This window comes from Shewanella sp. FJAT-51649 (assembly GCF_019457435.1).
Lineage (GTDB): Bacteria > Pseudomonadota > Gammaproteobacteria > Enterobacterales > Shewanellaceae > Shewanella > Shewanella mangrovisoli.
In genome coordinates this window covers 2,823,739-2,837,683 of record NZ_CP080411.1, presented here as the reverse complement: position 1 = coordinate 2,837,683, position 13,945 = coordinate 2,823,739, and the positions used below count along the sequence as shown (strand labels likewise).

General features: G+C 47.3%; 10 protein-coding genes. 6 read left to right on the top strand and 4 right to left on the bottom strand.

Features of this window, described 5'->3' with window-relative positions:
* The first annotated feature begins 7 nt into the window (after nt 1-7).
* The gene (locus K0H59_RS12590) at nt 8-556 is read left to right on the top strand and encodes an NAD(P)H nitroreductase (protein WP_220053317.1); all 549 of its coding nucleotides are present in this window, start codon (nt 8-10) and stop codon (nt 554-556) included.
* A gap of 34 nt (nt 557-590) precedes the next feature.
* Nucleotides 591-1,088: a GNAT family N-acetyltransferase gene (locus tag K0H59_RS12585; protein WP_220053316.1), complete on the top strand. Its 498-nt coding sequence runs from the start codon at nt 591-593 to the stop codon at nt 1,086-1,088.
* Nucleotides 1,089-1,185: 97 nt separating this feature from the next.
* Here K0H59_RS12585 and K0H59_RS12580 read toward each other — a convergent pair whose 3' ends face one another.
* Entirely contained in the window at nt 1,186-3,414 is a 2,229-nt protein-coding gene (locus tag K0H59_RS12580) for a M3 family metallopeptidase (protein WP_220053315.1), read from the bottom strand.
* 273 nt (nt 3,415-3,687) lie between these two features.
* Here K0H59_RS12580 and K0H59_RS12575 point away from each other — a divergent pair, with 273 nt between their 5' ends.
* Nucleotides 3,688-5,289, top strand: a complete 1,602-nt coding sequence (locus K0H59_RS12575) for a dipeptidase (protein ID WP_220053314.1) — start codon at nt 3,688-3,690, stop codon at nt 5,287-5,289.
* Between the two features lie 308 nt (nt 5,290-5,597).
* Entirely contained in the window at nt 5,598-6,602 is a 1,005-nt protein-coding gene (locus K0H59_RS12570; RefSeq protein WP_254915767.1) for a hypothetical protein, read from the top strand.
* A gap of 304 nt (nt 6,603-6,906) precedes the next feature.
* Here the strand turns inward: K0H59_RS12570 and K0H59_RS12565 are convergent, their stop codons facing one another.
* Entirely contained in the window at nt 6,907-7,122 is a 216-nt protein-coding gene (locus K0H59_RS12565; protein ID WP_088211561.1) for a hypothetical protein, read from the bottom strand.
* Nucleotides 7,123-7,478: 356 nt separating this feature from the next.
* Here K0H59_RS12565 and K0H59_RS12560 point away from each other — a divergent pair, with 356 nt between their 5' ends.
* A complete protein-coding gene (locus tag K0H59_RS12560; protein WP_088211699.1) occupies nt 7,479-9,572 on the top strand; it encodes a TonB-dependent siderophore receptor in 2,094 nt (697 codons plus the stop codon).
* Between the two features lie 254 nt (nt 9,573-9,826).
* On the opposite strand, the gene ggt is transcribed toward K0H59_RS12560, so the two are convergent.
* Nucleotides 9,827-11,566: a gamma-glutamyltransferase gene (gene ggt, locus K0H59_RS12555; RefSeq protein WP_088211562.1), complete on the bottom strand. Its 1,740-nt coding sequence runs from the start codon at nt 11,564-11,566 to the stop codon at nt 9,827-9,829.
* Nucleotides 11,567-11,674: 108 nt separating this feature from the next.
* Here ggt and K0H59_RS12550 point away from each other — a divergent pair, with 108 nt between their 5' ends.
* Complete coding sequence (locus tag K0H59_RS12550; RefSeq protein ID WP_088211563.1) at nt 11,675-12,940, top strand: GNAT family N-acetyltransferase; 1,266 nt, start codon at nt 11,675-11,677, stop codon at nt 12,938-12,940.
* Between the two features lie 112 nt (nt 12,941-13,052).
* Here K0H59_RS12550 and K0H59_RS12545 read toward each other — a convergent pair whose 3' ends face one another.
* The gene (locus K0H59_RS12545; protein WP_011626464.1) at nt 13,053-13,676 is read right to left on the bottom strand and encodes a LysE family translocator; all 624 of its coding nucleotides are present in this window, start codon (nt 13,674-13,676) and stop codon (nt 13,053-13,055) included.
* Between the last annotated feature and the right edge of the window lie 269 nt (nt 13,677-13,945).

Below are 13,945 nucleotides of genomic sequence, written 5' to 3'. Positions count from 1 at the left end.
TAATCACTTGGACGCTATCGAACTTTTACTCACCCGCCAATCCACCCCAAGATTAACCGCGCCAGCGCCGAACGAGGGCGAGCTTAAAATCATTTTAGATGCGGCGATTCGAGTGCCAGATCATGGCGCCTTAGCACCGTGGGAATTTATTATTGCCACAGGCCAAGGGTTAGACACCTTAGCGGATATCTATGTCAACGCGGCCAAAGCCAGCGGCGCCGATGAAGATTTTATCAATAAAGCCAAAGGGATGCCGATGCGCGCTCCTATGGTGATTACGGTTGTGGCGAAAACCCAACCACACCCTAAAGTGCCAGTGCTTGAGCAGCACATCGCAGCGGGCTGCGCCACGATGGCGATGCAGCAAGCGGCATTCGCGCTAGGATTAGGCGCCGTGTGGCGCACCGGGGATTTTGCCTTCGACGCCAATGTGAATGCGGCATTAGGCTTAGCACCAGAGGATCAAATCGTTGGCTTTTTATACGTGGGCACCCCAGCGGTAGCCGCACCGAAAAAACCGCAGAAGGATGGCAGCCAGTACGCCCGCTACCTATAACCTAGTTTATCCCCTCTGAATGGGAGTCCTTAGTATGCAAATTGCCCAAACCCCAAGATTACTGCTGCGGCAGTTAACGCCCGATGATGCGTCATTTATTTTGGTATTACTCAACACCCAAGGATTTATCGACAATATCGGCGATAAGGGCGTGCGTAGTTTGCAGGATGCCAAGGACTATATCGCCAATGGGCCAGCGATTAGCTATCGCGAACATGGTTTTGGCTTGTTTGCCGTGGTGCTGGCCGAAAATGGCTTTCCGATTGGAATTTGCGGCCTGATCAAACGGCCGACGCTGGCGGATGTGGACTTAGGTTATGCCTTTTTGCCGCAGTATTGGGGCAAAGGTTATGCGTTTGAAGCCGCTAAAGCCTCACTGGAGTTTGGTAAAACCATAGGGATTGAACGGATTGTCGCCATAGTCAGCCCGCATAATCAGGCCTCTAAGTCGCTGCTGAATAAATTAGGCATGTCGTTTGAAACCCAGTTGCAGCTTACCCCTAACGATGCGCCGGTGGAGCTGTTTAGCTAAGCATTGGTTTCATTTGTCAGTTTGTGCGTTAATGCGCAATAAAATGGGGAGCTTAGCTCCCCATTTTTATCTGTTTGCATTTGCCTGAGGGATGCGATTAATCCGCTAACAGACCACGACTACGCAGCAGTGGCTCGATGCCTGCTTCTTTACCGCGGAAGTTTTTATACATCAACATAGGGTCGTCACTGCCACCCTTAGACAAGATGTTGTTACGGAAGGCATCTGCGGTCGCTTTATCGAAAATGCCATTTTCTTTAAAGGCTTCGAAGGCATCGGCGCCCAAAATATCCGACCAGAGGTAGCTGTAGTAACCGGCAGAATAACCGCCCGCGAAGATATGCGAGAAGTAAGTGCTGCGGTAACGTGGGCTGATCTCATTAATCAATCCCATGGCGGCTAAGGAGTCGGCCTCAAACTTGGCGGCATCCTTAGGCGTTGTATCGGTCAGGGTGTGCCAATCTAAATCGAGCTTAGTGGCGGCCATATATTCAACGGTCGCAAAGCCTTGGTTAAATTTGCTGGCGGCTTGGATTTTTTTCACCAGTTCCTGCGGGATCACTTCACCGGTTTTGTAGTGCTTCGCAAATTGCGCGAGCACTTCAGGCTGAGTCATCCAGTTTTCGTTGACCTGTGAAGGGAATTCCACATAGTCGCGAGGTACAGCCGTTCCGCCTTGAGAGCGATATTCAACATTGGATAACATGCCGTGCAGCGCATGGCCAAACTCATGGAACAGGGTGCTGGCTTCATCGAAGGTGAGTAATGCTGGCTCATTACCCGCTGGGCGAGGGTAGTTCAACACGTTGACAATAATGGGTTTAGAATCGACGCCGTTCATATGATATTGCTTGCGGAACGAGTTCATCCAAGCGCCGCCGCGTTTGCTATCACGGGTAAAATAGTCACCCATAAAGATGGCCATATGCTTGCCGTCTTTATCGTACACTTCCCAAGTACGCACCTCGGGGTTGTATTTGGGTAAGTCGGTACGTTCTTTAAAGGTTAAGCCATAGAGGCGATTAGCCGTGTAGAACACGCCTTTTAAAGTGCTGTCGAGGGAGAAGTAAGGGCGAGTTTGCTGCTCATTAAAGCTGTACTTTGCGACACGGATTTTGTCGGCGTAGTAATCCCAATCCCAGGCTTGCAGCTTAAACTTGCCGCCTTGGCTGTCGATTAACGCCTGCATATCTGCAACTTCGGCCTTGGCTTGGGCAAGCGCTGCTGGCCAGACTTTGTTGAGTAAGCCATAGACATTTTCAGGTGTCTTGGCGGTGCGCTCTTCTAACACGAAATCCGCATGGGTTTTATAGCCCATAAGCTGTGCACGTTCGGCGCGCAGCGCGGCAATTTTTGCCAGAATGACTTTGTTATCATTGGCATTATTGTTGTTACCACGCTCGATATAACCCTTATAGAGCTTTTCGCGTAATTCGCGATTATCGGCATAGGTTAAAAACGGCGTGATAGACGGGCGTGACGTGGTAAATACCCATTTGCCTTCATGGCCTCGCTTTTTCGCGGTTTCGGCGGCGGTGGCAATCACATCGGCGGGTAAACCTGATAAGTCCGCTTGCTTATCAATCACTAGCTCGAAGGCATTGGTTTCGGCTAACAGATTGTCACCAAAGGCTAAGTTAAGCTTGCCGATTTCTTCATTCAGGGCGCGCAGCTTGGTTTTATCCTGCTCGCTGAGGTTGGCACCGCCACGGGTGAACGACTTGTAGGTGTCTTCCAGTAATTTGGCCTGCGCCGTGTTGAGCTTTAGGCTGTTTTTGCTGTTATAGACGGCCTTAACACGTTGAAATAGTTTATCGTTCAATAAGATATCGTCTTCGGCAGACGATAGCATTGGCGAGACTTCCTTAGAAATCGCTTGCAGCTCAGGAGTGGTATCTGCGCCAGTTAAGTTAAAGAAGACGTTGGATACGCGGGTGACGAGATCGCCCGAAAACTCCATCGCTTCGATGGTGTTGGCGAAGGTCGGTTTGTCTTTGTTATCGACAATCGCTTGAATTTCTTCGTGTTGCTGGGCGATACCCGCCTTAAATGCAGGGAGGAAATGCTCGGGCTTAATCTTATCGAAGGCTGGAATTTCCATAAACGTATCATAGGGCTTAAAGAATGGGTTGCTGGCATTTTGGCTGATGATCTGCGCCGACATCGCATTCGGTGCGACAGTCGCCTGCGCCGCAGTATCGCTATGTTGTGCGCTGCAGCCACTTAAGGCGAGGGCGAGCGTGATGGCGCTAAAGGTCAGTTTGATGGCTCGCGGCTTAAGTGTCGGCGCGTTAAGGGCCTGTGATTTTAGGCTTAGTCCCTTCATGTCAATTCCCCGTTAGGTGATTATTATTCTGTCGGATTAATGGTACTGCAAACCATTAATATTATTTTAAGGAGACTGTTTAGCATGTATCCGACTAAGGGTTCCATCGATTTTGTGTTTTGTTTGTAACAAATGGTTAGTCTGCGGTTTTTAATCGAAGAACTATGGCAAACTGAGCCGCGTATCAAGGCAATATTTGGCAAGGGATAAAGCCATTGCTTTGATGCGTTTTAATGTAAGTCCCTAATCATACAAATAATAAATAGGACCTCTATGGAATTGCCTCAGTTTAGCTATACGCGCCTCTGTCGTCGTTTTTCTTATTCTCTATTAGCCGCTGCACTGTGGACATCGACGCAAGCAGCAACGTCGCCAACCACGCTTAGCCAAGATGCGCTTAAGGTGGCCGATTATGCGGTGAGCACCTATGACACGCAGATGGTCGAGAGTCTGGCGCATTTAATCAGTTTTAATACCCAAGCGGTTGAGGGGCAAACGCCCGATACCAACCCCGCCTTTATTGGTTTTAAGTCGAGTTTAAAAAGCTTGAGCCAAGAACTCGGACTCGATTATGCCGACCACGGTTATGTGGTGCTGATTGGCCTCGATGCTAATGCTGTCGATGCACAACAATCACAGGTTGAGAAATTAGGAATCGTCACCCACGGCGATGTGCAACCCGCCAATCCCGCCCTCTGGACTAAGAGTCCCTATGTGCTGGATACCGAGTCTGAACCTGGTAAGCTGATAGGTCGCGGCACCGAAGATGATAAAGGTGCGATTGTCACCGCCATGTATGCGATGAAGGCCATCAAAGATAAACAAATCAAACGGGAAAAACGCATTGAACTGTTGGTGTATCTAGCTGAAGAGTCCGATTGGGATCCACTAAAAGCTTTTTTAGCCCATTACACTCCAGCGCAAATGAATATCACCATAGATGCCGAGTATCCAGTGGTCACCGCCGAAAAGGGTTGGAGTATGATTGGCTTTACGGTACCGAATATCGGGTCAACGCAGGAGCTGGGCACGGCAACGAATGTCCCTAGCCTAACGGCATTCTCCGGCGGCTATTTTGCCAGCCAAGTGCCGCAGCAAGCCGCGGCGCAAATTCATGCCATCACCCCAAGCTTGTTTGAACAATTACAAACGAGCGCGGCCAACCAGCAGGAGATGAAGTATCGATTTGAGCGAACTTGCGAGCAGGCCGTATGCGACTTGCATATTTTTGCCGACGGTAAGGCGGCTCATTCCTCTACGCCTGAAGATGGGGTGAATGCCGTGACGCATTTGGCCGCGTTACTGCAGCCATATACTTGGCCTAAAACCACGGCGGCACTCACTGTCGCCGCTATGAATGAGTTAGTGGGCTTGGGGATTTATGCCGAGCAGTTTGGTGAGTTGGCCTATAAAGATGATTTTATGGGCGCCTTAACGCTGGCGCCCACAGTCGTTGCGCAAACGAGTAAAGGGACGGAAGTCACCATTAATTTACGTCGCCCAGTGGGCAAAACGCCTGAGTTACTCTCAGCCCAAGCCAAGGATGCATTGAACAAATGGCAAGCTGAGCATCAAGTGACTCTCATCGATGTGGAAAGTTATTGGGGCGAACCTATGGTGATAAAGGATGCACCCCATCAGCAAACCTTACTCAATGTGTTTGCCCACTTTACCGGCATAGCATCACCCAAACCTGTGGCCATTGGCGGCTCAACCAACAGTAAGTTATTCCCCAACGCCTTAAGTTTTGGCCCCGCCATGCCGGGTGTGGAATACACAGGCCACACAGAGAAAGAATTTATTACCCATAAACAGTTTATTCTGAATCTGAAAATGTACACCGCCGCCTTTATTGAGTTAACCGCTGCAAAATAGTGCGTTTTCAATTGTGATTAATTAAAGCTGTGGGTGAAATACTTCGGAGAGTGGAGGAGGTTTACTTCACACGTTTAATAAGTCAATGGCGGTAAATCTGAGATTACCGCCATTGCTCTTTAATCGTTAACACAAGATAACAACTGTTCATCTGGCTAAAAGCTTTTGCCCAAACGATTTTAAATCTTTCATGTTTAGGTCGAGTAACTCGTCCCTGTTGACCAAACTTTAGTAATGATACAAAGTGCCTACAACATCGGTGGAGATTAATTTTAAGAGGCTGGAAATAGGTGCGACAATCGCAGATCATGGAAGATAAAGTTATATCAGCAGTGAGGGATTTTGCTAACTCGATAAATTCGGGAGGTAAAGTCAGCGTTGACATGACAGCACTTATTGATGTGACGTCTCAGTTAACTCTCACCAGTTTTGATCATTGGGAAAGCTTAATTCGGTCAGAATTTTCCTTAGCGGTAAGGGATTCAACTCCACCTAAGTGGAAAATTTGGTCTAAACCTACCGAATTGTTAACTTGGCTAGATCTAATAAGTTGGGATGGCTACAAGCGTGAAAAGACGTTGCGTACACTGTCTGGTGCAGCGCCGAACATTTTCTTCTTTTCACTTATCGTTAGAAGGCTCAATGATTGGGTTCCTCAAGTTCGAAAAGCTGCAAGGGAAAAGCTTTTAGATATTGCAAAAGCGACAAACCCTAAAGTTGTTGTTGAAGCTCTTTGTATCGCACTTTCCAATTGGAATTCTTGGGGGAGGATTGAGGAACTAGACAAAAAGGTTCTTTTGCAGATCATATGCGAAGACCAGATAGCAGATTTACTTAGGTCTAAGTTAATGTTATCGACATCGGGGCCTATGCCATCTCTCTTTTCTCAGCTTGGACGTACACCGATTCTGGATGGAAAGATTAAAGAAATTGCTACCCTCTCCATCCAGCCCTCCGTTCGAGCCAAGGCTTTACGAAGCTTATTCGAAGGCCGAATAGTATGGATAGAAGGTCGTAAGTGGGAATGGACTGACATCCGATATTGCAAGGGAAGAATAAAGCCAATCATTTCAGAGCGAAAAGTAAATGTTCAAACTCCATTGATTGACTTGTTAAAAATGTCTGCTGATGACAGATCGGCTATCGTTCGGCGAGTTTCTGCAGAATTTCTAATTCGGGAGTTAGAAAATCTTGGAGTTGTTGCAAGGGAATTAGCTAACAAGTTTGCATCGGATAGGTCTGAAGCAGTAGCCGAACGTGGTCGTTTTGCATTGAAAAAACTGGAGGAAGTGGAGCATGTCAATGCGCTTTAAACAACACGACCTAGGATTGCAGGATTCGTAACTTGTTGTTCGCAGTTTAGGCGGGTGTTCCCCATATAAATTTTAATCCGAAATTTGCGTTTTTGAGTTATAGCTTTAACGCGGAAATGTCCCAAAGTGAGTCAAATATCTTCTTTAGAATCGACATCCGAAATGACAGTTGAAATCAAGACAAACCCAACTGTCTCTCAAAGCATTCTTCTGGCTAAAAACTCATTACGACTATATGGTCGAGCTAAATTAAGTGTAGAAATAAATGCAGCTCAGTTAACCGCATTTTAGCTAGAGCAGATTATTATCCTTGGGGAAGGCTTGGGGCTGTAATGTCTGCCTTTAGCACTAAGACAATCAAGAAAATAACACCTAATAAGGGGAATAATCCCAGTACTGCGCCTAGCATCCCTGTGAGCTTAGGGTTTGTCGTTTTTTTGCGCCCGAGTGAATAACTCAATATGCCGAAAAACATCATGCTAGCTAAGAGCAATAGCAAAATCAGCGATACAATTGACACAGTAAATTCCTTTTTAATTCATATGTTAGAGCTTGATAATAAAGAGCGAGTTAATGCTGAGTCAATCTTATTTATCATGATTGAGTGCTATGGCGGTGGGTAATTGGTCAGTTTTACCACTTACTTAGTGAATCCTAAAGAACCATAAAACAGACGATATCGAATAAATCTGGATGGCGATGCTACTAAGCCATGCAACATCGACCAACAATGAGGACTCGCCTTTAGCATGTGATGCTCCCAACATTTTTACAAACTTTGAGTGTAAATGTAATGAGAATTGTTACCATTTATGTGTATTGATAATTATTTTCAATTAAAATGCATCTCTCAAAAAACAATGATGGGGAATCATGATGCAAAAAACGCTGTTAGCGACACTCATTGCGAGTTTTTTATTCGTACCAGGCACCTATGCCAGTGAGGACAAGTCCGCGACCAATATTGAGGTCATTAGTATAAAGGGGAGTCGATTAGACAAGGCCGCAACGGCAACAGGTTTACCCTTAACTCTTAGGGAAACTCCGCAATCAGTTACCATTATCGATCAAGAGTTTATTCAGAGTTTCTCACTGGATAGTGTTGCCGATTTAATGTTTTTAACCCCAGGGGTTTATGCTCAAAAAGCTGAAACTAATCGCTATTTCTTTAGCTCCCGCGGAAATCCCATTACTAATTTTCAGTTTGATGGCGTGCCCGTTAACTATTCGAGTTTCTTTAATGACGCTTCAACCGACACCATATTATTCGATCGCGTAGAGGTTGTTCGTGGTGCAACCGGACTGTTAACGGGGGCGGGTGAACCATCGGCGGCCATTAACCTTATCCGTAAACGGCCTAAAGCTTCACCTGGTGGTTATGTCAGCGCCAAAGTCGGCTCATGGGATAGCTACCGTGTTGAAGGCGATGCCTCTGTTGATGTGACACAAAGTGGTGCAGTGCAGGCTCGTTTTGCTGCTGCCTATGAGAAATCAGATAGTTACATTGATCTTGCCGAAGATGAAAACCTCCAAATTTACGGTGTTATAACGGCAAGACTTGGTGACAATACCTTATTTACCCTAGGTGCCGATTACAGTGACCGCGATCCTAAAGGCTCAACTTGGGGTGGTATCCCGCTATTTTATGCTGATGGCAGCTTAGCCAATGATCTACCTCGCTCGACCACAACGGCTGCCTCTTGGTCGAGTTGGCAACGGAATGGCGCGAATGTCTTTGCCACGCTTGAACATGATTTTGATAATAATTGGGACCTTAAATTTGACGTCGAACATCGTGAAGATGAGATGGACGGCCACTTGCTGTATCTCTATGGTGCGCCGGATAAAACGACTGGCTTAGGTATGAAATCATCGGCGATGATCTACCAATCGACACGTAAACAAGATGCCGCACGACTCTTTGCCTCAGGGCCATTTGAGCTCTTTGGCCGCGAGCATAAATTGACTGCGGGTTTATTGTATTCTAAGCAAGATACGACAGCAGATTCCTACTATCCATTGAATAGTTTAAGTATTGGTAACTTCTTCGAATGGGATGGCTCAATTGCCGAACCTAATTATCCGTCGACGCCAATCTATCAGGAAGGGGAGGAAACGCAAAAAGGGGCCTATCTCGCGACCCAAATTAATTTACATGATCAATGGATGTTGTTACTGGGTGGCCGCATTAGCCAATATAAATTTGAATCAAACGCGGCTGATGACTACAACAATAGCGATGTTTTTACACCTTATGCTGGCCTTATATACAACCTGAACGATAGCATCTCGGTTTACACCAGTTATACCGAAATATTTCTGCCACAAGACGCAAGGGACGCGAACAATAAGCGCTTAGATCCCATGACGGGGAACAATATTGAATTGGGGGCGAAAGGGGATTTCTTCGATGAGAAACTGACCGCCAGTGTTGCTGTTTTTAAAGTGCAAAAAGAAAATGTGGCAGAACGTGACCCAAATTATCCCACGCCTTTACCCGATGGTAGCTATCCAATGCGTGGAGTGGACGGAACCAGTAACCAAGGTTATGAAGTTGAGCTAAACGGTAAACCAACAGAAAATTGGGATCTGTTTTTCAGCTATACCTATAGCAAATCAGAAGATCAGGATGGAGCGGCTTTTAGCACTCACTTACCTAAAGATTTGGTGCGTTTATCCTCACTTTATCACTTTGATGGTGCACTTGCGGATTTAACCGTTGGCGGTAACTTAAGCTGGCAGAGTAAAATTTACAAAGATAATGCGGGTCCTAATGGTGAGCGCTCCGAGCAAGACAGCTATTACCTAGTCAATCTGATGACAAGCTATCAACTGACGGATGATGCTAAAGTTCAGCTAAATATCAATAACTTATTTGATAAAAAATATTACTCCAGCATTGATTTTTACAATCAAGGTTTCTTCGGTGAACCTCGAAAGATTGAGTTAAACCTAAGCTACAACTTTTAAATACTCTTTCCTGTAAGCTAAAGCCGTTAATGCCGTGTCCATTAAGACACGGCATTAACATCGCTCAGTGATAGGAGATTAGTGAATATAACGCCCGACATTTGCTAATAATCTGCTTTTGTCGTTTGCTTGACTCTTGCTGGGAGAGTCAATATCCGCGGCTTTGCTTGAATGCTCTATATCGAGCAGTTTGGCGATCAGCCTTATCACTCCTATTCATACCATTTACATAGCGCTTGTATGCCAATCAGTGATTAGTAACCGACGGCTTCGCTACCCGAATGACGGGGATCGGTGGCACCAAAAATCCCTTGGTCTGTCACCATAATGGATTGAGTGCTGCCCATGGCTGATTGTACTTTTACCTTATGGCCTTTGGCTTCGAGTAACGAAATGGTATCGCGGTTCAGGCTGGTCTCGACCCGCAGTTCATCGGGTAGCCATTGGTGGTGTACCCGCGCGGCATTACTGGCTTCGGCAATGTTTAAGCCGTGGTCAATCACATTCATAATGATTTGCAGCGTGGTGGTAATGATGCGTGAACCGCCTGGGCTGCCCGTCACTAAGAAAGGTTTGCCGTCTTTCATCACTATGGTGGGGCTCATTGAACTCAACGGGCGTTTATTACCTTCCACCGCGTTGGCATCGCCACCCACTAAGCCATAACCGTTAGGGGTGCCAGGTTTAGCGGAGAAATCATCCATTTCGTTATTGAGTAAAATGCCCGTGCCTTTGGCGACTAAACCCGAGCCGTAGCTGAAGTTTAAGGTGTAAGTGTTAGACACCGCATTGCCCCATTTATCAACCACTGAGAAGTGGGTGGTTTGGTCACTCTCATAGGGCGCTAGATTACCGGGTTTGATTTCGGTACTGGGCGTGGTTTTGTTTAGCGCAATTTGGCTCGCAATCTTTTGGGCGTAGTCTTTATTGGTTAACTGCTTGACGGGCACCTTATAAAAATCGGGATCGCCTAAATACTCGCTGCGATCGGCGTAGGCATGCTTCATGGTTTCGGCCATGACATGAATGGTTTGCGCCGTGTTGTGGCCGAATTGATCGATAGGGAACTGCTGCAGCACATTGAGCATTTCGATAATGTGCACGCCGCCCGAGGATGGCGGTGGCATAGAAACCACCTCATATCCACGGTATTGACCACGAACGGGTTCACGCTCGACGGCTTTGTAGTGTTGTAAATCTGCTAAGGTCATGATGCCGCCAGCGTCTTGCACGGCCTTAACCAGTTTCTCTGCGGTTTCACCTTCGTAGAACCCTTTAGTGCCTTTCTCGGCGATAAGTTGCAGGGAGTGGGCAAGTTCTGGCTGCTTTAAAATATCATCCACTTGGTAGTCGCTACCGTCGGCCTTATAGAAGATGGCTGCCGTGCTTGGCCATTGGCTCATGCGGCGTTTTAAGCCTGCGAGGGATACCGCCAGATCTGGGGTCACGCTAATCCCTTCCTGCGCCATTTTGATAGCGGGCGCCGTGACTTGTGCCATGGTCATAGTGCCATATTTTTCAAGGGCTAAACTCATGCCCATCACAGTGCCAGGGACGCCAACTGCAAGGCCATGTTCACGGCTTAATTTAGTCACCGCATCGCCATTCTCATCGAGGAAAATATCTTTTTTCGCCTTTGATGGCGCCATTTCACGGTAATCGATGGCAATAGTTTTGTTTTCTTTGGCCAGATGGACGAGCATAAAGCCACCGCCGCCAATGTTGCCTGCGCGGGGTAAGGTCACGGCTAAACTGAATGCTACCGCCACTGCTGCATCGACGGCATTACCGCCTTGCTTCAAAATTTCGATACCTGTGCGACTGGCCAGGGTTTCTTGGCTGGCGACCATGCCATGCTTTGCCCATACGGGTTGTGCCGTGGCCATTTGGCTGAAAATCGAAGGCTCTTCAGCATGGAGAGTGGGCGAAGATAACAAAGGCAGTGCCATGGCGATGGCGAGAATAAGAGGTTTAAAAGGTCCTGCGCGGCGCATATTCAATCCTGAATTTATTTTCATTTTGGCTATGCAATGTGCCGAGAATTAGGCTTAATTGCAACCTTGGATCTTGCTTAGTGTGTTTAACGGATAAGAATTCGCCTAATGAGACAACTCATTTTTGCCTTTGCCAGCGTGGCGCAGAGTATTGACGCTAATAGCTGGAATAGCTTGATGGGGAAGGACAATCCCTTCTGCCAGCATGCCTATTTACTCAGCTTAGAGCAGAGTTTATCGGCCTGTGCCGCCACGGGTTGGCGGCCACATCATTTATGTGTGTTCGACGCAACTGGCAGTGAATTAGTACAAGAATCAGCGCCAGATGCCGTGATTGTGAGCCAAAAGGATGCCGCAGATTTTATCGATTTACCCCTGCTGGCATTGATGCCGCTCTATCAAAAATCCCACTCCTACGGCGAGTATGTGTTTGATTGGGCGTGGGCGCAGGCGTATGAGCGTCATAGTCTTGAATATTATCCTAAATTGTTAAATGCCATTCCGTTTACGCCGGTGCAGGGGCGGCGGTTGGGGCTGTCGCCAACGCTTTCGGCAGAGGAGGTCAAGCTGCTAAGTCGCGCCGTATTTACGTGTTTAAATGAGCAATTCGTAGATGTGGCTGCGCCAATGTCCTCGTGGCATAGCTTATTTGTTTCGTCTTCGCAGCAAGCGCTATTTGCAGAGGCATCTAATCACACCGTGCTTCGGCGTCTAAGCACTCAGTTCCATTGGCATAACCGTGGCTATGCGGATTTTGACGCCTTCTTAGCGGCGCTCACCTCCCGTAAGCGCAAGAATATTCTTAAGGAGCGCGCCCAACTCCAGCCCTATGGTTTGCAATATGAATTTGTCGCGGGAGCGGATATTAGCCGTCAGCAATGGCAGCATTTTATTGAATGTTATCAATTAACTTACCTTAAACGTTCTGGTCATAGAGGTTACTTAACACCGACGTTTTTTAGCATGATCGCCGAGCGGTTGGCCGAGCAAATTGTCTTGCTCGTGGTGAGTGATGCGAAAGGGCAGATGTTAGCGGGCGCGCTGTATTTTACTGGGCGCAACGAGCAGGGGCAGACATGCCTGTTTGGTCGTTACTGGGGCAGTATTGTTGAGCTTGAGGGATTGCACTTTGAGGCCTGTTATTATCAGGGCATTGAATACTGTATCGCCCATGGCATTGATATCTTTGATGCTGGCGCGCAGGGGGAGCATAAAGTGCTGCGCGGCTTCGAGCCTGTGGCACTCTACTCCTACCACAATATCGCCCACCCCGACTTTAAGCGAGCCATAGCACATTTTACCGAGGAGGAAGCTGCGCAAATGGAAGTGTATATGCAGCAGATGCGTGAGGTGTTGCCCTATAAAAAAGGCTAATAACCACCATAAACGTAAAGCGTCGCGTCAACAGATACGTTGGCGCGACGCGAATGGGTCTACATAAAAGAGCTATGTGCTAAGTACATATCACTCAAGAGTGAATATTTGATTAGCTCACAGCTAACCAGATCCCAACGCCAATCATAAGGCTGCCGGCAATTCGATTTAACCAACGAATATTATCGCCGCGACTTAAAAATATCCTCAGACTCTTACCGCCACTGGCGTAGGCGAGCATAGAGGTAAACTCTGTCACCATGATAATGCTAAGCAGGGCAAGGAGCTGCGGCGCGACCTCGCGCTCGGCATTAATAAACGGCGGTAATAGCGATACCATAAACGCCCAACCCTTAGGGTTGGCAATCGCGGTAATAAAACCCTGTGAAATCAACGTGAAGTTACTGGCTCTTGGGTTAGTGTCATCATCGCTAAGCATGGCCATCTTGCCACGAGCGCGCCACATCTGCACACCGATATACCCTAAGTAGATGCCGCCAACCCATTTAAATACCTGAAAAACCTCAGGATAGTTAAGCATGATGCTGGCCACACCCATGACCGCAGCGGTGGCGACCAAGGCGACCCCAACAAGCTCGCCGAGCATCATCCATAGGGTGCGGCGCACGCCTATACTCATTCCAAGCGTCATGGCGAGTGTCATACACATACCGGGGGTGATAGAAACAAAGAAGAAAGTCGGGATAAACACAGCGAGTAAGGCAAAATCTGGCATGGTCTAAAACGGTCTAATAGAAGAGTGAAGGAACGCTAGTGTAATGAAAATGACAGAGTTAGCCAATCGGCTAAATCGCACTCTGGTAAAATCGCTGACTCGATCCAGAGTCCTGTGAAATCTACCTGAATTATCAGGGCTATTTCAATCGTGTTTGAAGACGTTGTTCACTAACGTTAGCTTAGTTGGAGTTAAAACCGTGCAGTAAAATATGCAGAAAAACATCGGATTTGTTATGTCACTTGTGTTTTTGCCAGTCGATTGTTAGG

Bases quoted from the DNA above. Each gene is read 5' to 3' on its own strand.
- K0H59_RS12585 (WP_220053316.1), top strand. From the start codon at position 591: ATGCAAATTGCCCAAACCCCAAGATTACTGCTGCGGCAGTTAACGCCC.
- K0H59_RS12545 (WP_011626464.1), bottom strand. From the start codon at position 13,676: ATGCCAGATTTTGCCTTACTCGCTGTGTTTATCCCGACTTTCTTCTTT.
- K0H59_RS12580 (WP_220053315.1), bottom strand. From the start codon at position 3,414: ATGAAGGGACTAAGCCTAAAATCACAGGCCCTTAACGCGCCGACACTT.
- K0H59_RS12550 (WP_088211563.1), top strand. From the start codon at position 11,675: ATGAGACAACTCATTTTTGCCTTTGCCAGCGTGGCGCAGAGTATTGAC.
- K0H59_RS12575 (WP_220053314.1), top strand. From the start codon at position 3,688: ATGGAATTGCCTCAGTTTAGCTATACGCGCCTCTGTCGTCGTTTTTCT.
- K0H59_RS12560 (WP_088211699.1), top strand. From the start codon at position 7,479: ATGCAAAAAACGCTGTTAGCGACACTCATTGCGAGTTTTTTATTCGTA.
- ggt (WP_088211562.1), bottom strand. From the start codon at position 11,566: ATGCGCCGCGCAGGACCTTTTAAACCTCTTATTCTCGCCATCGCCATG.
- K0H59_RS12570 (WP_254915767.1), top strand. From the start codon at position 5,598: ATGGAAGATAAAGTTATATCAGCAGTGAGGGATTTTGCTAACTCGATA.